The sequence below is a fragment of the Vogesella sp. XCS3 genome (assembly GCF_020616155.1).
Lineage (GTDB): Bacteria > Pseudomonadota > Gammaproteobacteria > Burkholderiales > Chromobacteriaceae > Vogesella.
Genome location: NZ_CP085530.1, coordinates 2,005,654 through 2,030,113, shown reverse-complemented (window position 1 = coordinate 2,030,113; position 24,460 = coordinate 2,005,654). Strand labels below are relative to the sequence as shown.

The following is a 24,460-nucleotide window of genomic DNA, read 5'->3' as shown; positions in this document are numbered from 1 at the left end:
GTTAATCGAGGAGTAATTTTATGATCTACAAGGCACCCGCCAAGGAAATCCGTTTTGCCCTGAACGAGCTGGCCGAGCTGCCCGCCGTGTGCAGCCTGCCAGGCTACGAAGACTGCTCGGTGGAGCTGGTCGACGCCATTCTGGAAGAGGGCGCCAAGTTTGCCGAAGGCGTACTGGCGCCGATCAACAAGCAGGGCGATAAAGGCGCCAAATGGTCGCCGGATTTCACCGTTACCGCCGCCGAAGGCTTCAAGGAAGCGTGGCAGCAATACGTGGAAGCCGGTTGGGTGGGCTTGCGTGCTCCGGCCGAGTTTGGCGGGCAAGGCTTGCCGGCGCTGGTAGCGTTGGCCGCAGAAGAAATGTGGTGTTCGGCCAACCTAGCGTTTTCTCTGGCGCCGATGCTGACGCTGGGCGCCATCGAGGCGATCAACCATCATGCCTCCGACGAGCTCAAAGCCATCTACCTGCCGCGCATGTCCACCGGCGAGTGGACCGGCACCATGAACCTGACCGAGCCGCAAGCCGGCTCCGACCTGGCGCAGGTGCGCAGCAAGGCTATCCCGGTAGGCGATGGCAGCTACAAGATCAGCGGCCAGAAAATCTTCATTACCTGGGGCGAGCACGACATGGCGGACAACATCGTCCACCTGGTGCTGGCCCGTCTGCCCGACGCCCCGGCCGGCGTGAAGGGCATCTCGCTATTTATCGTGCCCAAGTTCATGGTGAATGCCGACGGCAGCCTGGGTGCGCGCAATGACGTGCGCTGCGTATCGCTGGAGCACAAGCTGGGCATCCACGGCAGCCCTACGGCTGTGATGAGCTTTGGCGACGAAGGTGGCGCCATCGGCTATCTGGTGGGCGAGGCCAACAAGGGCCTGGGCTATATGTTCACCATGATGAACCACGCCCGCTTGGGCGTAGGCATCGAAGGCATGGCGGTATCCGAGCGTGCTTACCAGAAGGCGGTGGAATACGCGCGCGACCGCGTGCAAAGCCGTGCCGTGGGCAGCCCGGACCCGGCTGGTGTGGCCATCATCCAGCACCCTGATGTACGCCGCATGTTGATGACCATGCGTGCGCAGATCGAGGCGCAACGCGCGCTGGCTTTCTACGCCGCCGCCGCGCTCGACCGCGCCGCCCGTCACCCGGTGGCCAGTGAAGTGGCTCGCAACCAGGCGCTGGTGAATTTCCTGATTCCTATCGTGAAGGGCTGGAACACCGAGCAGGCCAACGAGATCACCAGCCTGGGCATGCAGATCCACGGTGGCATGGGCTACATCGAGGAAACCGGCGTAGCGCAGTACTGCCGCGACGCGCGCATTACCGCCATCTACGAAGGCACTACCGGCATCCAGGCGCTGGACCTGATCGGCCGCAAGACCGCCAGTGAAAACGGTGCCACCGCGCGCTGGCTGCTGGAAGAAGTACGCAGCACCGTGGCCAAGCTGGCAGCAGCCGGTTTCGACAGCATTGCGGCCAACCTTGAAGCCTCCGCGAAAGATGCTGAACGCTGCGTGGACTTCGTTGTTGGCACATTCGGCAGCCAGCCCGCGTTGGCCGCAGCCGGTTCGGTACCGTTCCTCAAGCTGATGGGCATCACGCTGGGTGGCTGGATGATGGGCCGCGCCGCGCTGATCGCCAAAGAGCAGCAGGGCGATGAAGGCGCCGACGCCGACTTCCTGGCCGCCAAGCAAGTGACCGCGCGTTTCTACGCCGAGCATCTGCTGCCGCAAACCGGTGGCCTGGCCGCCGCGATTGTGAATGGCGCCGATAGCGTACTGGCATTGGATGCCGCGCTGTTCTAAGCCGGACGACCTTGCTGAAGCGAAGCCCCCTTTCAAATGAAAGGGGGCTTTTCATATGCTGGCAATGCGGCCAGTGTAGGATACTTGCCCATCCATGCTGTCTTCATTACTCTTCCACCTTTGTTTGTTTTCGGTAAATTCCGTTTATGCCCACGCCACAACGTGCCTTGCGCCAGGTTGCGCGCCTGCCAGTGCTACTGCCGCTGCTGGCGGCACTGTTTGCCTGCTGGTGGCTGTTTGCCACCTTGTTGGGGCTGCTGCCGGCTTCACCAAGCATGCGCGTGCTGGCACCGCCGCAGCCGCTGGCCGCTGCCGGTGCTGTAGCGCAGCAGTCCTGGTTTGGTGTGCTGCAAGACGCTACGGCTAGCCAGGCGGCGCCGCCGGTAACGGTGCTGGGTGTACTCGGCGGGGGGCAGGGCTCGCGCCAGGACTTCGCCATTTTGCTGGAAAATGGCCAGAAAATTGCCGTGCGCGCCGGTGACAAAACGCCCGGTGGCTGGTTGTTGCTGCGGGTAAACGGGGGCGGGGTTGTACTGCGCCAGCCGGATGGTAGCGAGCTGAATGTGGTGCTAAGCCGGCAAGTACAGCCGGATAGTGCGCTGCCAGGCCAGGCACCGTCGCAGCCGCAGCTGTTTGGTGCGCCGGCGGTGCCGCCTGTCATGCCGGCACCCGCTGTCGCTCCGGCCGTGACGGGGCTGTCGCAAGGGGACGCGCCAGTCCAGAAGGACTGAGCGGCAAGCGGCAGGGTGTTTTTATTGAGGTTTTACGTTGGCGCTACGCTGGCGCAGTAGCAGGCGTGGTGCAAGACGCCACGGTATCTGAACAATAGAAAAGCAGATCGATACAATCATGCAGATAGCCCGTTTGGCCGGTGCCTTGGCACTGGTATTTGCTTGCCACGCTTTTGCCGCGCCCGACGAGCCGGTAATGCTGAACTTCGTCAATGTGGATATCGATACGGTGGTCAAAGCCATCGGCGAGATTTCCGGCAAGAACTTCGTGCTGGACCCACGGGTAAAGGGCACGGTGAATATCGTGTCGGCGCGCCCGGTACCACGCGAGCTGTCTTACCAGATTCTGTTGTCCAGCCTGCGCATGCAGGGCTTTAGCGCGGTCGAAAGCGACGGCGTGATCAAGATTGTGCCGGAGGCCGACGCCAAGCTGCACGCGCGGGTAGGCAATGCCCGCCGGGGTGACGGCGACCGCCTGATGACCAAAGTGTTCATTCTGCGACACGGCAGCGCCAACCAGCTGGTGCCGGTGATCCGCCCCATTATTTCCCCGAACAACACCGTGGCGGCCATGCCGCAGGCCAATGCCGTGGTGGTTACCGACTACGCAGACAATATCCGCCGCATCGAAGCCATTATCGACAGCATCGAAAGTGCCAGCGCTGCCGATAGCGTGGTGCTGCCGGTGAAATACGCCTCGGCTATCGAAATGGCCAGCCAGCTGAACAAGCTATTGCAGGAAGGCAGTACCGGTGCGGCCAACGCTGCCGACGGCGGCCGTATCACCATCGTGCCGGACGCACGCAGCAATGTGCTGCTGGTGCGCGCCGATACTAGTGGCCGCTTGGCCAAGGTAAAAAACCTGCTCACCCTGCTGGATCAGCCTAGCCAGGCCGGTGCCAATGTGCGTGTGGTGTACCTGCGTAATGCCGAGGCCACACGGGTAGCGCAAACCCTGCGCAGCCTGCTGTCCGGCGAGGCGGCCCCCGCCGCGGCTGCCAGCACGCCAGCCAATGGCCAGGCTCCTGGCACAGCAGGCAGTAGCAAAGCGGCCGACAGTAACGGTGGCGCGCTGGGCAGCACTATCCAGGCGGACGTGGCCAACAATGCGCTGATCATGAACGTGCCGGACGCCATGTACCAGAACCTGCGCAATGTGATCGACATGCTGGACCGCCGCCGCGCGCAGGTCTTTGTCGAGGCGCTGGTGGTGGAGGTATCGGCCGAGCGGGCGCAGGAAGTCGGCATGCAGTGGCAGTCGTTGTCCGGCCTGGGCAATGGCGGCACCAGCGTCATTGGCGGCACCAATTTCCCGGCTACGGGCAACCCCGGCATCCTGAATGTGGCGACCGGTGGTGCTGCGGGCATCAGCGCGATGGCTGGCAGTAGCGGCCTGACAGTGGGCATCAGCAAGGGCACCGTGACCATCCCGGGTATCGGCCAGGTGCTGAACCTGGGCTTGCTTGCGCGTGCGCTGGAAAAAGAAGCCGAAGGCAATGTGCTGTCCACGCCCAACCTGATGACCATGGATAACGAAGAAGCCAAGATCGTCATCGGCCAGAACGTGCCGTTTCTCACCGGCAGCTACAGCAATACCGGCACTGCCGGTGGCAATAACAGCAGTGTATCGTCGCCCTTCCAGACCTACGAACGCAAGGACGTGGGCCTGACGCTGAAGCTGACACCGCAGATTTCCGAAGGCGGCCTGGTAAAGATGAAAATCCTGCAGGAAGTGTCGTCGGTAGAAGAAACCAGCCGCAATAACCCCGCCGGCCTCACCACCAATAAACGTGCCATCGAAACCACCGTCACCGTGGACGATGGCAGCATCGTCGCGATTGGCGGCCTGATCCAGGAAGCGGTCAGCGATGGCGAGAACAAAGTCCCGTTGCTGGGCGATATTCCCGGCCTGGGCTGGCTGTTCAAGTACCAGCAAAAGCAGCGCAAGAAAACCAACCTGATGGTGTTCCTCAAGCCCACCATCCTGCGTGACGATGGCAGCGCGCGCGGCCTGGCCAGCGACCGCTACGACTATGTGATCGGCGACCGCCAGCGACAGGACGGCAAGCTGCCGCTGAATGCCGCAGACGCCTACCAGTCGTCGCCGGCAGGCGGCCTGCTGCAGCAGCTGCAGCAAAGCGGCAAACTGCCGCAGCCGGATAGCCAGCGCGTGGCCAAACCATGAGCGTAGCCCGCCACCCGGTGCTGGGCTTTGCCTTTGCCCGTAGCCAGCGCATCGTGCTGGAAGACGGCCCCGATGGCCGCGTGCTGCTGCTCGACAGCCAGACCCCGGCCAGCGCCATCAGCGAAGTACTGCGCCTGCACGGCGCGCCCGATCACCTTGAAACGTTGGCCGCAGACGAGCTGGACCGCCGCCTGTCCAGCCTGTACGCCAACCGCAGCGACGGCGCGGCGGGTGTGGTGGACGATATCGGCGACAGCCTGGACCTGAACGCCATGGTGGATTCGCTGCCCGAGGTGGAAGACCTGCTGGAGTCCGAAGGCGACGCGCCCATTATCCGCATGATCAACGCGCTGCTGACGCAGGCGCTGCGCGACGGCGCCTCCGACATCCATATCGAAGCCTTCGAAGACCGCAGCCTGGTGCGTTTCCGGCTGGACGGCACGCTGCGCGACGTGGTGACGCCGCACCGCGCGCTGCACGCCGCCATGGTGTCGCGGCTGAAGATCATGGCCAGTATGGACATTGCCGAAAAGCGGCTGCCGCAAGATGGCCGTATCTCGCTGCGGCTGGGGGGGCGCCCGGTGGATGTACGCGTGTCCACACTGCCCACCAGCCACGGCGAGCGCGTGGTACTGCGGCTGCTGGATAAAGAGGCCGCGCGGCTGGACCTGGCCACGCTGGGCATGGCCGCCGACACATTGGGGCAGGTTGACGGCCTGATCCGCCAGCCGCACGGCATCTTGCTGGTGACCGGCCCCACCGGCTCGGGCAAGACCACCACGCTGTACGCCGCGCTGTCGCGGCTGGATGCGCGCCACACCAACATCATGACGGTGGAAGACCCGGTGGAGTACCACCTGGACGGCGTCGGCCAGACGCAGGTCAACGCCAAGATCGACATGAGCTTTGCCAAGGCGCTGCGCGCCATCCTGCGCCAGGACCCGGACGTGGTGATGATCGGTGAGATCCGCGACCTGGAAACCGCCCAGATCGCCGTGCAAGCCTCGCTCACCGGCCACCTGGTGCTGGCCACGCTGCACACCAACGACGCCGCCAGTGCCATTACGCGCCTCACCGACATGGGCGTGGAGCCTTTTCTGCTGGCGTCCAGCCTGCTGGGCGTGATGGCGCAGCGGCTGGTACGCCGCCTGTGCCCGCAGTGCAAGCAGCCGCACCCGCTGCCGCTGGACGGTGCGCCGGGCGTGCTGCATTACCGCCCGGTGGGCTGCCCGGCGTGCAGCAACAGCGGTTATCGCGGCCGTTACGGCGTGTACGAGCTGCTGCAAGTGGACGACACGCTGCAGAAGCTGATCCACGACCGCGCCAGCGAAGCCGAACTGCGCGCGCATGCCGCGTCGTGCGGCATGCGCAGCCTGCGCGACGACGGCTTGCGCTGGGTACGCGGCGGCGAAACCAGCCTGGAAGAAATCCTGCGCGTGACGAGGAGCTGAGTTGGCCGCATTCAAGTACACCGCCCTCGACGCCGCCGGCAAGGAACACGGCGGCCTGCTGGAGGCCGACTCCGCCCGTGCCGCCCGTGCCCAGCTGCGCGAGCGAGGTCTGCTGCCGCTGGAGCTCGATAGCGTGGCCGCACCGCGCCAGGGTAGCTCGGTGCTGGCGCGTGGCCTGCCGCGCGCCGAGCTGGTGATGTTCACCCAGCAGCTGGCGACGTTGCTGGATGCGGGTCTGCCGCTGGAGCGCGCGCTGGCCGCCATTGCCGAGCAAAGCGAGCACCCGCGCACCCGTGCGGTACTGGCGCAGGTACGCAGCGACATCCTGGAAGGCAAGTCATTGGCGCAAGCGCTGGCCGGAGCGCCAGCCGTATTCAACAGCTTGTACCGCTCGCTGGTACAGGGCGGCGAGCAGTCCGGCCACCTGGGGCAGGTCATGGCCAAGCTGGCGCACTATCTGGACCAGCGCCAGCACACGCAGCAGAAAGTGGCGCTGGCCATGGCCTATCCGGCGGTGGTCACCGTGGTGGCGCTGCTGGTGGTGGGCGGGCTGATGGCCTACGTGGTGCCGCAGGTGGTGAGCGTGTTCGCGCAAAGCAAGCAGACGCTGCCGCTGCTGACGCGCATGTTAGTGGCCAGTAGCCACTTTCTGCGCGATTGGGGTGTGGTGCTGTTGCTGCTGATCGTGGCCGCCGCCGCTGCCATCTGGCGCATGCTGCAGGTGCCGGCGCTACGCCACGCCTGGCACGGCCAACTATTGCGCCTGCCGGTCATCGGCCGCCTGCTGCAGGCGCTCAATACCGCACGCATGGCCAGCACGCTGTCGATTCTGGTGGGCTCCGGCGTGCCGCTGCTCACGGCGCTGGACACCGCGCGCGGCATCGTCAGCCTGATCCCCATGCAGGACGCCATCGCCGACACCGCCGCCAAAGTGCGCGAAGGCATGGCCCTGTCGCGCGCGCTGGGCAGTACGCGCCAGTTTCCGCCGGTGCTGATCCACCTGATCGGCAGCGGCGAAGCCAGCGGCCGCCTGGCCGACATGCTGGACCGCGCCGCCGTCCAGCAGCAGCAGGAAGTAGAGCGCAAGCTGGCGACCTTCACCACGCTGATGGAGCCGCTACTGATTCTGGTGATGGGCGGGCTGGTACTGCTGATCGTGATGGCCATCATGATGCCGATCATCGACATGAACCAGATGGTGAGGTAGGCGCCTGCCATCTGCCTGCCCGTGCGCGGGCCCCCGCTTACGGGGTAATGAATCAATACAAGGAGCAAGCATGAAACACCGCAAACCCGCCGCCCAGCGCGGCTTCACCCTGATCGAGATCATGGTGGTCATCGTCATTCTCGGCGTGCTGGCCGCACTGGTAGTACCCAAGGTGATGAGCCGCCCGGACGAGGCGCGTATCGTGGCCGCCAAGCAGGACATCGGCGCCATGCTGCAGGGCCTCAAGCTCTACCGTCTGGATAACACGCGCTACCCCACCACCGAGCAGGGCCTGCAAGCGCTGGTGAGCAAGCCGGCTAGCGGCCCAGCACCCAAAAACTGGAAGCCCGGCGGCTACCTGGAGCGCCTGCCCAACGACCCGTGGGGCAACCCTTACCAGTACGCCGCGCCGGGTAGCCATGGCGAGGTGGATATCTGGAGCCTGGGCGCCGACGGCGAGCCCGGTGGTGAAGGCAACGATGCCGATATCGGCTCCTGGGCGCTGTAAACCGGCATGAGGCGCGCAGGCTGCGGCCAACGTTGGCCGCAAGGCGGCTTTACGCTGATCGAAGTGATGGTGGTGCTGCTCATCATTGGCGTGATGGCCACTACCATCAGCTTCAGCCTGCGGCCCGATACGCATCGCCAGCTGGAGGACGAAAGCTACCGCCTGGCGCGGGTGCTGGAACAAGCCGTGGACGCCGCCGAAATGGGCGAGGCGCTGGCGCTGGACTGGCAGGCAGGCGGCGCCCGCTGGCGCGTGGCCGATAGCCAGGGCGGCTGGCAGCCCAGCGCCGATGCGTTTTTTGCCGATCACCCGCTGCCGGAAGGTTTGCGCGGTGATGGCCTGCTGCAAGACGGCCGCCCGGCCAGCGGCCCGGTGCGGCTATGGCAGGATGGCCGCCCACCCGCGCTGGCACTGACGCTGCGTGGTGACAGCGGCGCGCGCAGCATCACGCTGTCGCCGGTAGGCACCGTAACCGTGGAGGTGGCGCCGTGAAGCGGCAGGGTGGTTTTACCCTGTTCGAGGTGCTGGTGGCGCTGGCCATCATGGCGGTGGCGCTGGCGGCCTTGCTGCGTGCCAGCGGGGTGGCTGCCGACAATAGCGAACAGATGAAGCAGCGCATGATCGCCACTTGGGAGGCGCAAAACCAGCTGGCCCTGATGCAGGCGCGGCGCGAGTGGCCAGGCCCTGGCCTGCAAGAAGGTGAAATGCAAAGCGATGGCCGCCGCCTGCGTTGGGAGCGCGAGGTTAGCGAAACGCCCAATGGCAACTTCCGCAAGGTAATCCTGCGCGTATTACAGCCTGGCAGCCAGCGCTATGTGCTGGCCGAGATCACCGGCTTTGTGCGCAGCCCCGAGGTGCAGCCATGAAGCGCCAGCACGGCATGACGCTGATAGAAATCCTGGTTGCCATGAGCCTGCTGTCCATTCTTACCGTGATGGGCTACCGCGCATTTGGCAACTTGCTGAACGCGCGCGAGCACATCATGCAAACCGGTGAACGCTGGGTACAGCTGGCGCGGGTGCTGCGCCGGGTAGAGGCCGACCTGCAGCGCCTGCCGCGGCAAGCCCCCACCGAGCAGCAACAGCCCGCCTTGCAGCTGCAGCCGGCGGGGCAGGGCCAGTGGTTGCAGCTGCGGCTGGAGTCGTCCCGCTATCCGGACGGGCAAGAGCAGGTGCAATACCGCGCCGCTGGCGGCCTGGGCTGGCTGGCAGGCCCGGCCGGCAGCGCGCCGGACGGCGAGGCCTTACCCTTGCTGGGCAGCGACTACCGTGTGCAATGGCGCGTGTTGGCCGCCAATGGCCAGTGGTACGCGCAGTGGCCCACGGCGGCGGCCGGCTCGCCGCAGCTGCGTGCGCTGGAAATGCGCGTGGTATTGCCTGGTGATGAAACCATCAGCCGCGTATGGGTGCTGCCATGAAGCGGCAACAGCAAGGCATGGCCATCATCATGGCGCTGCTGATTGTGGCGCTGGCCGCTACCGCGGCGGCTACCGTGCTGTGGCAGCAAAGCCTGTGGTGGCGCCAGGCAGATAACGACCGTGCCCGTGCCGATATCCGGCTGATTGCCGACGCCGGGGTGGGCTGGGCGGGTGACATTCTGGCATTTGATGCCCGCAGTAGCGGCGCGGTAGACCACCTTGGCGAGCTATGGGCGCAGCCCTTGCCGCAAACCGAGGCCGAGCAGACCCGCATTAGCGGCCAGCTTTCCGATGCGCAGGGGCGCTTTAATGTGCACAACCTGCTGCTGCCGGACGGCAAGGAAGACGCGGTGCAGGTGCAGCTTTATCGCCGCCTGCTGGCTCAGCTGCAGCTACCGGCTGTCTTGGCCGATACCCTGCTGGACTGGCTGGACGCCGACGATGAGCAGCGCCCGCAAGGTGCCGAGTCGGCTTGGTACGCAGCGCAGCAGCCGCCTTACGCCATGCCGCCGGCTAACCGCGTGCAAAAGCTGGCGCAGCTGCGCTGGGTAAAGGGTTATAACAGCCAGGTGCTGGCCAGGCTGGCCCCGCATCTGGCGCTGCTGCCGCAGCGTAGCGCCTTGAATGTGAACACCATCAGCCTGCCCTTGATGATGGCGCTGGTGCCCGGCCTGGGGCGTGGCCAGGCGCAGGCATTGATCAACCAGCGTAGTACCACGTATTTCAAGGACAAGGCCGACTTCGGCTTGCGCCTCACCGGTAACCTGGTGCCGCTGGCGGTGGAGTACGGTGTGCGCAGCGACTATTTTCTGCTGCAAAGTGAAATACGCCACCCGCGCAGCATGCTGCGGGTAGACGCTTTACTGTTGCGCAACGAACAAGCCAGCAAAGTGCTGTGGCGAGAAGAAGGAGTGGTGCCGGTAGCGGCGGCCACCAACGGGGAATCATGAGTGTATTGAGACTGTATCTGCGGCCAGGCTGGCCAGATAGCGAGCCTGGCCTGCCGTGGGCGCTGCTGGGTAGCCAGGGGCAGTGCCTGGATGAGGGCGATGGTAGCCCCGCCGCCTGGCCGCGTGCCGACCAGCTGGAGCTGGTGTTGCCCGCCGGCACTACCCTGTTTACTGCGGTGGCGCTGCCTACCGGGCGCGAGCTGAAGCCGGCAGTGATCGGCTATGCGCTGGAAGAGCAGCTGGCAAACGACCCTGCGGCCAACCTGTACGCGGTGGGGGGCAAGCTGGCCGACGGCCGCCGCAGTGTGGCGGTGTGCGAAGCAGCGCCGGTGCGCCGTGCCGTGGCCATGCTGCGCCAGCTGGGACGGCTGGCCGACCGTATCGTGGCGGAAGAAGCCCTGCTACCCCAGCCTGCGGCAGGGCAATGGGTACTGTCCGCCCAGCCGCAGGGCTGGTTGCTACGCACGGGGGTGGATGCCGCAAGTTTTCTGCCTGCTGCCAGCGCCGCACTTTTGCTGCCCAGGTTGGCCGCAGCGCCACCGCCAGCCGGGCTGCTGGTGTTGGGCGAGCTGCCGCAGGGCTTGCCAGCCTCCTGGCCGCTACAGCAGGGCGATGCCTGGCAATGGCAGCACGGCCGCAGCAGCGGGCCGAATTTTGCCCAGGGCGAGCTGGCGGCAGACCGCCAGTGGCGTGCGTTTGCCCCCTCGCTCAAGCGCGCCGGTGTGATTGTGGCTGCCGTGGTGCTGGCACAAACCCTGCTGGCCTGCGGGCAATGGGGTTGGTACGCCTGGCAGAAAAAAGACCTGCAGCAGCAGATTCGCCAGCAAGTGCAGCCGTGGGCGCCGCAAGCTGTGGCCGGCAGCAGTGCCTTGCCCATGTTGCGGGCGGTAGACCGCTTGCGCCTGAGCCGTGGCCTGCCCGCGCGCGACGATATGGTAGAAGCCATGGCCCAGCTGGCACAGATCAACCGGGGCGAGCTCAAGCTGGTATCGCTGCGCTACGACAGCGGCCGTCTGGCATTCCAGGCCCCCTCGCTCAGCGCCGAGCAGGCCAAAGGCTGGCAGGCACAGTTGGCCGCACGGCAGTGGCTGCTGACGGCCAGCCAGAATGAACAGGGGCAGCGTGAATGGGTACTGACAAGGGAGCCGCTATGAATCAGCTGAAACAGCAGGCGCAGCAGCGCTGGCAGCAGCTATCGGCACGCGAGCAGCGTCTGCTGGCCTTGATGGCGGTGGTGCTGGGCGGGGCCGTGTTCTACCTGGCGTTATGGGTGCCGGCGCATCAGCAATCTGCTCGGCTAGCCGCAAGCGTGGCCAGTTTGCGCGCCGAGGCCAGGCTGGTGGCCACGCTCGCCAGCGAGGCGAAAGGCCTGAAACCACAGGCCGAGGTGCCCCCGTTGCCGGCTGCCGAGCTGCAAACCATGCTGGCGCCGATGCTGCGCGAGGCCGGGCTGGCAGGTTTGCAACTGCAGCCTGAGGGCGAGTTTGGCGTGCGGGTGCAGGGCGAGGTGGTATTTGACGACTGGGTACGTGCCAGTGGTCAGCTGGCTGGCCAGCAAGTGCGCGTGCTGCGTCTGCAGGCGGACGCTACCACTGCGGGCCGCGTGAAGCTGGACGCGGTACTGGTACACGCCGGGGGTGAGGCATGAAGCGGGCAGGGTGGCTAGGGCTGGTAATCGTGGGCTTGCTGTCTGCCGTGGCGCATCTGCCTGCCAGCTTGCTGGACGGCAGGTTGGCCGCAGCAACGGACGGGCGCTGGCGCCTGGCTGCGGCTAAGGGCACGCTGTGGCAGGGTGGCGGGCAACTGATGTACGCCGGCCAGCAGGGCGAGGTCTTGCCCATGAGTACGCTGGCCTGGCGCTGGCAGCCTGCTGCGCTGCGTAGCCTGGCGCTGCAGTGGCAGATCGATGCCGATGGCCAGGCTGGTAGCCTGCAGCTGACTGCGCGCAGCGCGCAGCTGGACAACGTACAGCTGCAGCTGCCGGTGGCGGCGCTGACCGGTTTCTCGCCGAAATGGCAGAGCGCGCGGCTGGGTGGCCAGCTACAGTTAAACGTAGGGCACTGGCTGCTACAGCAGGGCCGCGTGGAAGGGCAGGCGGTGCTGGCGTGGGTGGCGGCGAGCTCGCCGCTATCGCGCATCCAGCCGTTTGGCAGCTATGCGCTGGATGTGCAGGGCCAGGGCGAGCAGGTACAGCTGGCCATGCGTACGGTGCAGGGGCCGCTGCAAATCCAGGGGCAGGGGCGTTATGACGCCAGCGGCTTGCAGTTTGCCGGCAGTGCCAGTAGCGAAGCAGCGCAATACGAAGCGTTGAAGCCTGTTTTATTGATGCTAGGCAAGCCCAGCGGGGCGAATAGCGTTACGTGGCAGCTGAATTGACGTTAGCGTCAAGCCTGGCTTGTGCTTGTTCAAGTATTTGTTTTTATTGATAATTGAAAAAAAGTGCCCGTTTTGCCATTGAAAAAATGCGAAATCGCGTTATAATCGAAAAGTTTAACCGAACGGGACAAGCGCTGCGGCGTGGTGTCCCGTTTGTTATATAAGTGATTCAAAAAACCATTATTTCAGGAGCCAGCCAGTGACAACCGTACCCGCGATTCTAGCCTTGGCTGACGGCACGCTTTTCAAAGGCGTAGCCATCGGAGCCAGCGGCCACACCGTAGGAGAGGTGGTATTCAATACCGCCATGACCGGTTATCAGGAGATCCTTACCGATCCATCGTATACCCGGCAAATCGTCACTCTGACCTATCCCCATATTGGAAACGTCGGCGCCAACTCGGAAGACACCGAGTCCGGCGCCGTTTTTGCATCCGGCCTGATCATTCGTGATCTGCCGCTGTTGCACAGCAACTTCCGTGCGGAAGACTCGCTGTCCGATTATCTGGTGAAGAACAACGTTGTCGCCATTGCCGACATCGACACCCGCAAGCTCACCCGTATCCTGCGCGAAAAAGGTGCGCAGGCAGGCTGCATCATGGCCGGCGACATCGACGAAGCCCGCGCCGTTGAGCTGGCACGCGGTTTTGGCAGCATGGCTGGCCAGGATCTGGCCAAGGTGGTGAGCAGCAAGGAAGCCTACCAGTGGAACGTGCGCGAATGGCGCCTGGGCCAAGGCTATACCGAGCAGACCGATACCCCGTACCACGTGGTGGCCTACGATTTCGGCGTGAAGCACAACATCCTGCGCATGCTGGCCGAGCGCGGCTGCAAGCTGACCGTGGTACCGGCACAAACCCCGGCCAAGGACGTGCTGGCGCTGAATCCGCACGGCGTGTTCCTGTCCAACGGCCCGGGCGACCCGGAGCCATGCGACTACGCCATTACTGCCATCCGCGAGATTCTGGACACCAAGCTGCCGGTATTCGGTATTTGCCTGGGCCACCAACTGCTGGGCCTGGCCACCGGTGCCAAAACGTCCAAGATGAAGTTTGGCCACCACGGTGCCAACCACCCGGTGCAAGACCTGGACAGCGGCCGCGTGATGATTACCAGCCAGAACCACGGTTTCCAGGTGGACGAGTCCAGCCTGCCGGCCAACGTGCGCGTGACCCATCGCTCGCTGTTTGACCACACCGTACAAGGCATCGCGCTGACCGACCGCCCGGCGTTCTCCTTCCAGGGCCACCCTGAAGCGAGCCCGGGCCCGGAAGACGTAGCCTATCTGTTTGACCGCTTTATTGCGGCTATGGCCGAACGCGCCTGATCAGGAGCACAGCATGCTAGGCATAACCGACCTCACGACTTACATCCTCGGCACCATTTTCATCATTTTGCTGCCGGGCCCCAATTCGATGTACGTCTTGTCCGTGGCTGCCCAGCGCGGCGTGCGGGCCGGTTTTGCCGGTGCCGGTGGCGTGTTTACCGGCGACCTGATCCTGATGACGCTGGCGGCGACCGGTGCTGCCGGCCTGCTGCAGACCAACCCGGCGCTGTTTGCCATCGTGAAGTACCTGGGTGGCGGCTACCTGGCCTGGATAGGGCTGAACATGCTGAAAGGTGCCTGGCAGGGCTGGCGTCGTGCCAGGCTGCCGCAGGCCGCGGCGGCGGCGCAGCCAGTGGATGCGGCCAACCCTTTTCGCAAGGCCATGCTGATCAGCCTGATGAACCCGAAGGCGATTCTGTTTTTCGTATCGTTCTTCGTGCAGTTTGTCGACCCGGCTTACGCCTACCCGGCGCTGACGTTTGCCGTGCTGGGGGCCATCGTGCAGTGCTTCAGCCTGCTGTACCTGACGATTGTGATTCTGGCGGGCAACCACCTGGCCGCCGCCTTCCGCCGCCGCCGCCGCTTGTCGGCAGCCATGGGTGGCTCGGTAGGCGCGATGTTCATCGGTTTTGGTGCCAAGTTGGCCGCAGCCAGTCTGTGAATTGAATAATTGAATTGAATTGAGCGATAACGATGCCTAAACGTACTGATATCAAGAGCATTCTCATCATTGGCGCTGGCCCGATTGTCATCGGCCAGGCCTGCGAGTTTGACTACTCCGGCGCCCAGGCGTGCAAGGCGCTGCGTGAAGAAGGTTACAAAGTCATTCTGGTGAACTCCAACCCGGCCACCATCATGACCGACCCGGACATGGCCGACGTAACCTATATCGAGCCGATTACCTGGCAAGTGGTCGAAAAGATCATCGATAAAGAACGCCCGGACGCCATCCTGCCGACCATGGGCGGCCAGACCGCGCTGAACTGTGCGCTGGACCTGGCGCGTAACGGCGTGCTGGAAAAATACAAAGTCGAGCTGATCGGTGCCACCGAAGACGCCATCGACAAAGCAGAAGACCGTGGCCGTTTCAAGGAAGCCATGGCCAAGATCGGCCTGTCCTGCCCGCTGTCTTTCGTGTGCCACACCATGGAAGAGTCGCTGGAAGCCCAGGCCAAGGTGGGCTTCCCCACACTGATCCGCCCGTCCTTCACCATGGGCGGCTCCGGCGGTGGTATCGCGTACAACAAGGAAGAATTCCTGGCCATCTGCGAACGCGGTTTCGAAGCCTCGCCAACCCACGAACTGCTGATCGAGCAGTCGGTGCTGGGCTGGAAAGAGTACGAGATGGAAGTGGTGCGTGACCGCAACGACAACTGCATCATCATCTGCTCCATCGAAAACTTCGACCCGATGGGCGTGCACACCGGTGACTCCATCACCGTGGCGCCAGCACAAACGCTGACCGACAAGGAATACCAGATCATGCGTAACGCCAGCCTGGCGGTACTGCGTGAAATCGGTGTGGATACCGGCGGTTCCAACGTGCAGTTTGCCGTGAACCCGGACACCGGCGACATGATCGTGATCGAGATGAACCCGCGCGTGTCGCGTTCGTCTGCGCTGGCATCCAAAGCCACCGGCTTCCCGATTGCCAAGATCGCTGCCAAGCTGGCTGTGGGCTTTACCCTGGACGAACTGAAGAACGACATCACCGGCGGCGCGACCCCGGCTTCGTTCGAACCGTCCATCGATTACGTGGTGACCAAGATCCCGCGTTTCGCCTTCGAGAAATTCCCGCAGGCTGACGACCGTCTGACCACCCAGATGAAGTCGGTAGGCGAAGTGATGGCCATGGGCCGCACGCTGCAGGAGTCCATGCAGAAAGCCCTGCGCGGCCTGGAAACCGGCCTGTCCGGCTTCGACCCGCGTACCACCGACGAAGCGGCCATCCGCCACGAGCTGGGCTCCCCTGGCCCGGATCGCATCCTGTCGGTAGCCGATGCCTTCCGCATCGGCCTGAGCCGCGACGAAATCTTTGCCATCAGCAAGATCGACCCGTGGTTCCTGGCGCAAATCGAAGACCTGATGGGTGAGGAAAAAGCGCTGGCCGGCCGCAAGGTAGACAGCCTGAGCTACGACGAGCTGCGTCGCCTGAAGCGCAAAGGCTTCTCCGACCGCCGTCTGGGCGAGCTGCTGGGCACCGACCAGGCTGCCGTACGTGCACACCGCTGGGCGCTGAAGCTGCACCCGGTGTACAAGCGTGTGGATACCTGCGCTGCCGAGTTTGCCACCAACACCGCCTACATGTACTCCACCTACGAGGAAGAGTGCGAATCCCAGCCTACCGACCGCAAGAAGGTGATGGTGCTGGGTGGCGGCCCGAACCGTATCGGCCAGGGTATCGAGTTTGACTACTGCTGCGTACACGCCGCGCTGAGCCTGCGCGAGTCCGGTTTCGAGACCATCATGGTCAACTGCAACCCGGAAACCGTGTCCACCGATTACGACACCTCCGACCGCCTGTACTTCGAGCCGCTGACGCTGGAAGACGTGCTGGAAATCTGCCGTATCGAAAAACCGTTCGGCGTGATCGTGCAGTACGGCGGCCAGACTCCGCTGAAACTGGCGCGCGCGCTGGAAGCCAACGGCGTGCCTATCATCGGCACCAGCCCGGACATGATCGACGCTGCCGAAGACCGCGAGCGCTTCCAGCACCTGCTGCAAGACCTGGGCCTGAAACAGCCGCCTAACCGCACTGCGCGTAACCCGGTGGACGCCATGCGTCTGGCCGAAGAAATCGGCTACCCGCTGGTGGTGCGCCCGTCCTACGTACTGGGTGGCCGCGCGATGGAAATCGTGCACGAGCCTGCCGACCTGGAACGCTATATGCGCGAAGCCGTGAAGGTGTCCAACGACAGCCCGGTGCTGCTGGACCGCTTCCTGAACGACGCCATCGAAGTGGACGTGGACTGCATCTCCGACGGTACCGACGTGGTAATCGGCGGCATCATGCAGCACATCGAGCAAGCCGGTGTGCACTCCGGTGACTCCGCCTGCTCGCTGCCACCTTACAGCCTGTCGGCCGAGCTGCAGGACGAGATCCGCCGCCAGACCATCGCCATGGCGCGTGCGCTGAACGTGGTGGGCCTGATGAACGTGCAGTTTGCCATCCAGGGCAGCACCATCTTTGTTCTGGAAGTGAACCCGCGTGCCTCGCGTACCGTGCCGTTTGTGTCCAAGGTAAGCGGTGCCTCGCTGGCGATGATCGCCGCGCGTGCCATGGCCGGCATCAGCCTGAAAGAGCAGGGCTTTACCAGCGAAGTGGTGCCACCGTACTACGCCGTGAAAGAAGCCGTGTTCCCGTTCATCAAGTTCCCAGGCGTGGATACCATCCTGGGGCCGGAGATGAAGTCCACCGGCGAAGTAATGGGCGTTGGCCGCACCTTTGCCGAAGCTTACGTGAAAGCCCAGCTGGCAGCCGGCGACAAGTTGCCGCGCACCGGCAAGGTGTTCATGTCCTTGCGTGAAGGCGACAAGGAAGGTGGCGTGGAAGTGGCCCGCGAGCTGCAGCAACTGGGCTTTGGCGTATGCGCCACCCGTGGCACGGCTAAAGCGCTGGCGGCAGCCGGCATCATCGTGCAGATCGTGCACAAGGTGAACGAAGGCCGCCCGCACATCGTGGATCTGATCAAGAACGGCGAAATTGACGTGGTGATCAACACCGTGGACGAAAAGCGCCAGGCGATCCAGGACAGCCACACCATCCGCCGCAGCGCGCTGCAGATGCGTGTACCACAATACACCACCCTGGCTGGTGCCAAGGCGGTGTGTGCCGGCCTGTCGCATGTGGATGCTTTTGACGTGTACAGCGTGCAGCAGCTGCACGCCGATCTGAAGGGCTGATACGGCATCACGTGCGGCCAACCTTTGAACCGCACGTGAAATCCCGTTACAATCCCGTCTGACACAATCGTCCCGCAAAGCCGCCGTCTCGTACGGCGGCTTGCGCTTTTATCATGGGGCCGCCAGAGGCCCCCGGAGAATAGACACATGATCAAAGTCCCGTTGACCGTACGTGGAGCGGAAATGCTCAAGGCCGAACTGCAGCGCCTCAAGAGTGTGGAGCGTCCGTCGGTGATCGAGGCCATTGCCGAGGCTCGCGCCCAGGGTGACCTGTCGGAAAACGCCGAGTACGAAGCTGCCAAAGAGCGTCAGGCTTTCGTGGAAGGCCGCATTGCCGAGCTGGAAGCCAAGATTTCCAATGCTCAGGTTATCGACCCTATCGAGCTGAACGCGGATGGTCGTGTGGTGTTTGCTGCCACCGTCAAGCTGCTGGATATGGAGAGCGATGACGAAGTAACCTACCAGATCGTGGGTGACGACGAAGCCGACATCAAGGAAGGCAAAGTGTCGATCAACTCGCCTATCGCCCGTGCCATGATCGGCAAGGAAGCCGGCGATGTGGCCGAGGTGGTGGCACCAAGCGGCATTCGCGAATACGAAATCCTGGACGTACTGTATATCTGAGCCTGAGGCAGGCCGCGGCATGGGCTGCGGCCAACCTTGAGCAGCAATGATCAGGGGGAAGCATGAACGGTTTACGCGCCATCGCCCGTACTTTCTGGATTGGCGGCTTGTGGGTTATCGGCATTATTGTGACGCCGGTGCTGTTTTCGGCACTGGATAACGTGACGGCAGGCATGGTGGCAGGCAGGCTGTTTGCCTCTATCGCCTGGGTCGGTCTGGTGTGCAGTGTATTCCTGATGGCAGATTACGTGATGCGCCAGGGTGCACGCGGCCTGAAGCAGGCGCCGTTCTGGCTGCTGCTGGGCATGCTGGCCTGCATCGTGATCAACCACTTTGCCGTGACCCCCATTATTGCCGCACTGAAAATGCAGATGAACCACGCGGCAGAAGGGCTGTTTGGCGGCGGTTTCGCCACCTGGCACGCCATTTCCAGCCTGATCTACCTGGTGCAGAGCCTGATGGGCCTGGCCTACCTGCTGCGCAGCGATAACTGACAGGCAAGCAAAAAGCGGTGGCAAGCCACCGCTTTTATCATGTATTGCCAGCTGCCGTGCTTACGGGCGGGCTTTCAGTGCCTTTTTGCTTTTTGGCAGGTCGATCAGTGCTTTGTCGGACGGGCGGTACAGTACCAGCAGTTTGCCGATGTGTTGCACCTGGGCGGCGCCCAGTTCATCACAAATCTGGTCGTACATGGCGACACGCGCGCTGCGGTCATCGCCCAGAACGCGAACCTTGATCAGTTCGTGAGCGTCCAGGCTGATGGCGATTTCACGTACCACGGATTCGGTCAGGCCGTTGTTGCCGATCATTACTACCGGGTTCAGTGAATGGGCCAGGCCCTTCAGGTAAGTACGCTCGACGGCTGTCAGTTCGATTTTCATGTGTTGCTTCAAGTTTCAGATTAAAAAAAGATTTTACTAAAATTCAGGCGCTGTTCACAGTAGTTTCGTCAGTGCCCGCCATCAATGGCCGCAGCCGCGTGGAGTGCACTATCTGCAAGCCATACTGGCATGTACACCAATTGTATTTATAGTTCCCAGTAGAACCTAACCCAAATTCATCAGGAAAGAAGCATGGCACGCAGCAGGACAAGTAACGCCTGGTTAAAAGAGCACGTCAACGACCACTATGTGCATATGGCGCAAAAGGATGGCTACCGTGCCCGCGCTGCCTACAAACTGCTGGAGATCAACGAGAAAGATAAATTGATCGTGCCGGGAACCGTGCTGGCCGATCTGGGGTCTGCCCCGGGTAGCTGGTCACAGGTGGCAGCGCGTATTGTGGGTGACAAGGGCAAGGTGTTTGCCATGGATATCCTGCCCATGGACGCGATTGCCGATGTGTCTTTCATCCAGGGTGACTTTCGCGAGCAGGAAGTGCTGGACGAGTTTGTCGCATTGCTGGGCGGGCGTCAGCTGGACCTTGTAATTTCCGACATGGCCCCCAATATCTCCGGCATGAGCGCCATCGATCAGGCTCGCAGCTTTCACCTGACCGAGCTGGCGCTGGAATTTGCCCGTGATCACCTGAAACCCGGTGGCCATTTCCTGGTCAAGGTATTTCAGGGCAGCGAGTTCCAGGCTTACCTGCAGTCCATGCGCGAGCTGTTTACCGAAGTGGTAACGCGCAAACCCAAGGCCTCCCGTGATCGCTCCAGTGAAATTTACCTGCTTGGCAAGGGCCGTCGCTGACAGCCTGCCACGCGGGGGTTACAATCAAATAAACCATTCTCCAAGTCAGGGCACATAGGAGCACGCTCTTGTGAACAATATCGGCAAAAACATCGCTATCTGGGTCATCATCGGGCTTGTCCTGATGACGGTATTCAAACAGTTTCAACCCCGGGAAACGCAAAACCAGCTTGAATACTCGCAATTCATCAGCGACGTTGAAACCGGCAAGGTGCAGTCCCTGACCATCGAAGGTAACCCGCTGCGCGGCCAGTGGATACGCGGCAAGCGTACCGACGGTTCCTCGTTCAGCTCGTTTGCGCCGCTGGATACCAAGCTGGTAGACGTGCTGATCCAGAACAACGTGCGCTTCTCTGCCAAGCCGGAAGAAGAGCCGTCCATGCTGATGAACATCTTCATCAGCTGGTTCCCAATGCTGCTGCTGATCGGTGTGTGGTTCTTCTTCATGCGCCAGATGCAGGGTGGTGGCAAAGGCGGTGCGTTCTCGTTCGGCAAGAGCAAGGCACGCATGCTGGACCAGGACACCAACACGGTGACGTTTGCCGACGTAGCAGGCTGCGACGAAGCGAAGGAAGAAGTGAAGGAGATCGTGGATTACCTGCGTGACCCGACCAAATACCAGAGCCTGGGTGGTCGTATCCCGCGCGGCATCCTGCTGGCTGGTAGCCCGGGTACCGGTAAAACCTTGCTGGCCAAGGCCATTGCCGGCGAAGCCAAGGTACCGTTCTTCAGTATTTCCGGTTCCGACTTTGTGGAAATGTTTGTCGGCGTGGGCGCCTCGCGCGTGCGCGACATGTTCGAACAAGCCAAGAAAAATGCCCCGTGCATTATTTTTATCGACGAAATCGACGCAGTTGGCCGCCAGCGTGGCGCCGGTCTGGGTGGTGGTAACGACGAGCGCGAACAGACGCTGAACCAGCTGCTGGTGGAGATGGATGGCTTTGAAACCAACCAGACCGTGATCGTGATCGCGGCCACTAACCGTCCTGACGTGCTGGACCCGGCGCTGCAACGCCCGGGCCGTTTCGACCGTCAGGTCGTGGTGCCGCTGCCGGATATCCGTGGCCGTGAGCAGATCCTGAACGTGCACATGCGCAAGGTGCCGATTGCTGCTGACGTGGATGCGCCGGTTATCGCCCGTGGTACGCCTGGTTTCTCGGGTGCTGACTTGGCCAACCTGGTCAACGAGGCCGCGCTGTTTGCCGCACGTCGCAGCAAACGCCTGGTAGACATGCTGGATTTCGAATCCGCCAAAGACAAGATCATGATGGGCGCCGAGCGCCGCAGCATGGTGATGTCCGAGGAAGAGAAGCGTAACACCGCTTACCACGAGTCTGGCCACGCCGTGGTGGCCAAGCTGTTGCCCAAGTCCGACCCGGTACACAAGGTCACCATCATCCCGCGTGGCCGTGCCTTGGGCGTGACCATGCAGCTGCCAGAGCAAGACCGCTTTGCTTACGACCGTGGCTATCTGCTGGATCGTCTGGCCATCCTGTTCGGCGGCCGTATAGCCGAAGAGCTGTTCATGAACCAGATGACCACCGGTGCCAGCAACGATTTCGAGCGTGCGACACAAATGGCGCGTGACATGGTGACCCGCTACGGTATGTCCGACAAGCTGGGCCCGATGGTATACGGCGAGAACGAAGGCGAAGTGTTCCTGGGCCGCTCGGTAACCACGCACAAGAACCTGTCCGAAGCCACCATGATGCAGGTGGACCAGGAAATCCGCCGTATCATCGACGAGCAGTACGCGCTGGCGCGCCGCCTGCTGGACGAAAACCGCGACAAGGTAGAAGCCATGACTGCCGCCCTGCTGGAGTGGGAAACCATCGATGCCGAGCAGATCAACGACATCATGGACGGCAAGCCTCCGCGCGCACCCAAGCCTGGTGGCGGTTTTGCCAAGCCTGAAAACAAGCCGCCGGCACCACCGGCACCAGAGGCCAGCGCCACCCCGGCGCAAGAGCTGTAAGCCTCTTGTCAATTGCCCGAGCCGCAGCTTAAGCTGCGGCTCTTTTGTTTCTGGATCGCATCATGTCCCGCTTTATCTGTGGCCGTTACACGCTGGACCAGTCCCGTCCCCTGGTCATGGGGATCCTGAACGTCACGCCGGACTCATTCTCGGATGGTGGCCGCCACGATACGGTAGCGCTGGCAGTGGCACACGCTCGGGTTTTACTGGCGGAAGGTGCGGACATTCTGGATATCGGTGGCGAGTCTACTCGCCCGGGAGCGCCTTTTGTCAGCCCGGAAGAAGAGCTGCGGCGTGTCCTGCCGGTGCTGCGCGAGCTTGTTCACCTGCACGTACCGCTATCACTGGATACGCGCCGTACCAGCGTGATGCAGGCGGCTCTGGCCGAAGGTCTGGTCGACCTGATCAACGATGTGTCTGCGCTGGAAGACGACGGCGCACTGCCCCTGCTGGCTGCGGCCAACGTTGGTATCTGCCTGATGCACAAGCAAGGCAACCCGGACACTATGCAGCAGCAACCCAGCTACCACAGTGTGGTCGACGAGGTAGGCGGCTACCTGGCGCGCCGCGTGCAGCTGTGTCTGGATGCCGGTATCGACCAGGCTCGCTTGTTGGCAGACCCCGGCTTTGGCTTTGGCAAAACGCTGGAGCACAATCTGGCTCTGCTACGCGCTTTGCCGCAGCTGGAACAGCAGGCCGGCGTTCCTTTGCTGGTAGGTTTGTCGCGCAAGAGCATGCTGGGCGCCATTACCGGCGAAAGCCAGGCAGACCAGCGCCTGGGTGCCAGCATTGCCGCAGCCTTGCTCAGCGCGCAGCAAGGTGCCAGGGTAATACGCGTACACGACGTGAAAGAGACCGTACAGGCGCTGCAGGTACTCCGTGCTGTGCAAGAAGTGCGCTAATATTGCGCTGGATGCATGTTATGCCTGCTTCGGTGCGGGTAAAATATTATAAAAATGTCATGTGAAGGAATGCAGATGGGCCGCAAGTATTTTGGTACCGATGGTGTGCGTGGTGAGGTAGGCAAGGCCCCGATTACCCCCGATTTCGTGTTGCGTCTGGGCTACGCCGCCGGCAAGGTGCTGGTAGACCACGAGAATGAGGAGCACCCCACGGTCATCATCGGTAAAGACACGCGGATTTCCGGCTATATGCTGGAAGCTGCCCTGCAAGCCGGTTTTACTGCCGCCGGGGTAAATGTATTGCTAACTGGCCCGCTGCCTACGCCGGGCATTGCTTACCTGACCCGTGCGCTGCGCCTGTCTGCCGGTGTGATGATTTCTGCTTCGCACAACCCCTATCAGGATAACGGTATCAAGTTCTTTGCCAAGGGCGGCAAAAAGCTGGACGACGCGCTGGAATTGCAAATCGAAGCCATGCTGGATTCCCCTATGGAAACCAGCCCTTCGCGCGAGCTGGGCCGTGCCAAGCGCATCGAAGGCGCCGACCTGCGTTACATCGAATTTTGCAAGAGCACTTTCCCCAACGAGCTGGACCTCAAAGGTCTGAAGCTGGTGGTGGATTGCGCGCACGGTGCTACTTACCATATCGCGCCCAAGGTCTTCCACGAGTTGGGGGCCGAGGTGATCGCTATTGGCGACAAACCAAGTGGCTACAACATTAACGATGGTGTCGGTGCGACCCACGCAGAGGCGGTTGCCCAGGCTGTGCAGGCACACGGTGCCGACTACGGCATCTCGCTGGATGGCGATGGTGACCGCCTGATGATGGCCGACCGCCACGGCAATGTGTACGACGGCGACCAGTTGATTTATGTGATCGCCAAGGCGCGTGCTGCCCGAGGCCAGCTAGGCGGTGGCGTGGTGGGCACGGTGATGACCAATATGGCCATGGAGCTGGCACTGCAGCGCCAGGGGGTGCCCTTTGGCCGCGCCAAGGTGGGCGACCGCTACGTACTGGAAATGCTGGGCCAGCACGGCTGGCAGGTCGGTGGTGAAGCCTCGGGCCACGTGCTGTGCCTGGACAAGCACTCCACCGGCGACGGCATCATTTCTGCCTTGCAGGTGTTGGCCGCATTGTACGAGCTGAAAGCCGGCTTGGCAGATATTTGTGCCGACTGGACACCGTTCCCGCAGAAAATGATCAATGTGCGTCTGCACGGACAGGACTGGAAAACCGCCAGCGCAGCGCTGTTGCAAGAAGCCGAGCAGGCACTGGCAGGCCATGGCCGCGTGGTATTGCGCCCATCCGGTACCGAGCCGGTAGTACGTGTGATGGTCGAGGCCGACGATCTGGCGCTGGCTACCGACTGGGCCAGCCGGATTGCTGCGGTGATCGAAGCCGCGTAGC

At 62.8% G+C, this 24,460-nt stretch carries 23 protein-coding genes; 22 read left to right on the top strand and 1 reads right to left on the bottom strand.

Annotation, left to right across the window (positions count from 1 at the left end):
* Positions 1 to 20 precede the first annotated feature (20 nt).
* The 18 genes from LCH97_RS09625 to LCH97_RS09540 all read left to right on the top strand — a co-directional run bounded on the left by LCH97_RS09625 (position 21) and on the right by LCH97_RS09540 (position 18,978).
* Positions 21 to 1,805, top strand: a complete 1,785-nt coding sequence (locus LCH97_RS09625; RefSeq protein WP_227301536.1) for an acyl-CoA dehydrogenase C-terminal domain-containing protein — start codon at positions 21 to 23, stop codon at positions 1,803 to 1,805.
* A 146-nt stretch (positions 1,806 to 1,951) separates the two neighbouring features.
* Entirely contained in the window at positions 1,952 to 2,536 is a 585-nt protein-coding gene (locus LCH97_RS09620; RefSeq protein ID WP_227301535.1) for a hypothetical protein, read from the top strand.
* A 118-nt stretch (positions 2,537 to 2,654) separates the two neighbouring features.
* Positions 2,655 to 4,721, top strand: a complete 2,067-nt coding sequence (gspD, locus tag LCH97_RS09615) for a type II secretion system secretin GspD (protein ID WP_227301534.1) — start codon at positions 2,655 to 2,657, stop codon at positions 4,719 to 4,721.
* On the top strand, positions 4,718 to 6,172 hold the full coding sequence (gspE, locus tag LCH97_RS09610; protein WP_227301533.1) for a type II secretion system ATPase GspE: 1,455 nt from the start codon (positions 4,718 to 4,720) through the stop codon (positions 6,170 to 6,172). The genes gspD and gspE overlap by 4 nt, the downstream gene beginning before the upstream one ends.
* A gap of 1 nt (position 6,173) precedes the next feature.
* Positions 6,174 to 7,379 (top strand): type II secretion system inner membrane protein GspF, encoded by a 1,206-nt coding sequence (gspF, locus tag LCH97_RS09605; RefSeq protein ID WP_227301532.1) that lies wholly within the window; start codon positions 6,174 to 6,176, stop codon positions 7,377 to 7,379.
* Positions 7,380 to 7,449: 70 nt separating this feature from the next.
* The gene (gene gspG, locus LCH97_RS09600; RefSeq protein WP_227301531.1) at positions 7,450 to 7,887 is read left to right on the top strand and encodes a type II secretion system major pseudopilin GspG; all 438 of its coding nucleotides are present in this window, start codon (positions 7,450 to 7,452) and stop codon (positions 7,885 to 7,887) included.
* Between the two features lie 6 nt (positions 7,888 to 7,893).
* On the top strand, positions 7,894 to 8,379 hold the full coding sequence (locus LCH97_RS09595) for a type II secretion system protein (protein ID WP_227301530.1): 486 nt from the start codon (positions 7,894 to 7,896) through the stop codon (positions 8,377 to 8,379).
* Positions 8,376 to 8,753, top strand: coding sequence for a type II secretion system minor pseudopilin GspI (gene gspI, locus LCH97_RS09590; protein ID WP_017508236.1), 378 nt, complete (start codon positions 8,376 to 8,378; stop codon positions 8,751 to 8,753). Before LCH97_RS09595 ends, gspI begins: the two co-directional genes overlap by 4 nt.
* Positions 8,750 to 9,304, top strand: coding sequence for a prepilin-type N-terminal cleavage/methylation domain-containing protein (locus tag LCH97_RS09585; protein ID WP_227301529.1), 555 nt, complete (start codon positions 8,750 to 8,752; stop codon positions 9,302 to 9,304). Before gspI ends, LCH97_RS09585 begins: the two co-directional genes overlap by 4 nt.
* Complete coding sequence (gene gspK, locus LCH97_RS09580) at positions 9,301 to 10,254, top strand: type II secretion system minor pseudopilin GspK (protein WP_227301528.1); 954 nt, start codon at positions 9,301 to 9,303, stop codon at positions 10,252 to 10,254. Before LCH97_RS09585 ends, gspK begins: the two co-directional genes overlap by 4 nt.
* The gene (gspL, locus tag LCH97_RS09575; RefSeq protein ID WP_227301527.1) at positions 10,251 to 11,408 is read left to right on the top strand and encodes a type II secretion system protein GspL; all 1,158 of its coding nucleotides are present in this window, start codon (positions 10,251 to 10,253) and stop codon (positions 11,406 to 11,408) included. The genes gspK and gspL overlap by 4 nt, the downstream gene beginning before the upstream one ends.
* Positions 11,405 to 11,902: a type II secretion system protein GspM gene (gene gspM / locus LCH97_RS09570; protein ID WP_227301526.1), complete on the top strand. Its 498-nt coding sequence runs from the start codon at positions 11,405 to 11,407 to the stop codon at positions 11,900 to 11,902. The genes gspL and gspM overlap by 4 nt, the downstream gene beginning before the upstream one ends.
* Entirely contained in the window at positions 11,899 to 12,630 is a 732-nt protein-coding gene (gspN, locus tag LCH97_RS09565; protein WP_227301525.1) for a type II secretion system protein N, read from the top strand. Before gspM ends, gspN begins: the two co-directional genes overlap by 4 nt.
* A 199-nt stretch (positions 12,631 to 12,829) precedes the next feature.
* Positions 12,830 to 13,957, top strand: a complete 1,128-nt coding sequence (carA, locus tag LCH97_RS09560; protein ID WP_227301524.1) for a glutamine-hydrolyzing carbamoyl-phosphate synthase small subunit — start codon at positions 12,830 to 12,832, stop codon at positions 13,955 to 13,957.
* Positions 13,958 to 13,970: 13 nt separating this feature from the next.
* Positions 13,971 to 14,618, top strand: a complete 648-nt coding sequence (gene leuE / locus LCH97_RS09555) for a leucine efflux protein LeuE (protein ID WP_227301523.1) — start codon at positions 13,971 to 13,973, stop codon at positions 14,616 to 14,618.
* 32 nt (positions 14,619 to 14,650) lie between these two features.
* The gene (carB, locus tag LCH97_RS09550; protein ID WP_227301522.1) at positions 14,651 to 17,860 is read left to right on the top strand and encodes a carbamoyl-phosphate synthase large subunit; all 3,210 of its coding nucleotides are present in this window, start codon (positions 14,651 to 14,653) and stop codon (positions 17,858 to 17,860) included.
* Positions 17,861 to 18,007: 147 nt separating this feature from the next.
* Positions 18,008 to 18,484, top strand: a complete 477-nt coding sequence (gene greA / locus LCH97_RS09545) for a transcription elongation factor GreA (RefSeq protein ID WP_227301521.1) — start codon at positions 18,008 to 18,010, stop codon at positions 18,482 to 18,484.
* Between the two features lie 62 nt (positions 18,485 to 18,546).
* The gene (locus LCH97_RS09540; protein ID WP_017508226.1) at positions 18,547 to 18,978 is read left to right on the top strand and encodes a DUF4149 domain-containing protein; all 432 of its coding nucleotides are present in this window, start codon (positions 18,547 to 18,549) and stop codon (positions 18,976 to 18,978) included.
* A gap of 60 nt (positions 18,979 to 19,038) precedes the next feature.
* Here the strand turns inward: LCH97_RS09540 and yhbY are convergent, their stop codons facing one another.
* Positions 19,039 to 19,365, bottom strand: coding sequence for a ribosome assembly RNA-binding protein YhbY (yhbY, locus tag LCH97_RS09535; RefSeq protein WP_017508225.1), 327 nt, complete (start codon positions 19,363 to 19,365; stop codon positions 19,039 to 19,041).
* A 192-nt stretch (positions 19,366 to 19,557) separates the two neighbouring features.
* Here yhbY and LCH97_RS09530 point away from each other — a divergent pair, with 192 nt between their 5' ends.
* The 4 genes from LCH97_RS09530 (at position 19,558) to glmM (ending at position 24,459) form a co-directional block, all read left to right on the top strand.
* Entirely contained in the window at positions 19,558 to 20,175 is a 618-nt protein-coding gene (locus tag LCH97_RS09530) for an RlmE family RNA methyltransferase (RefSeq protein ID WP_147682586.1), read from the top strand.
* 70 nt (positions 20,176 to 20,245) lie between these two features.
* Positions 20,246 to 22,150, top strand: a complete 1,905-nt coding sequence (gene ftsH, locus LCH97_RS09525) for an ATP-dependent zinc metalloprotease FtsH (RefSeq protein ID WP_017508223.1) — start codon at positions 20,246 to 20,248, stop codon at positions 22,148 to 22,150.
* Between the two features lie 62 nt (positions 22,151 to 22,212).
* Positions 22,213 to 23,052, top strand: a complete 840-nt coding sequence (gene folP, locus LCH97_RS09520; RefSeq protein WP_227301520.1) for a dihydropteroate synthase — start codon at positions 22,213 to 22,215, stop codon at positions 23,050 to 23,052.
* A gap of 75 nt (positions 23,053 to 23,127) precedes the next feature.
* Positions 23,128 to 24,459, top strand: coding sequence for a phosphoglucosamine mutase (gene glmM, locus LCH97_RS09515; RefSeq protein WP_227301519.1), 1,332 nt, complete (start codon positions 23,128 to 23,130; stop codon positions 24,457 to 24,459).
* Position 24,460 lies beyond the last annotated feature (1 nt).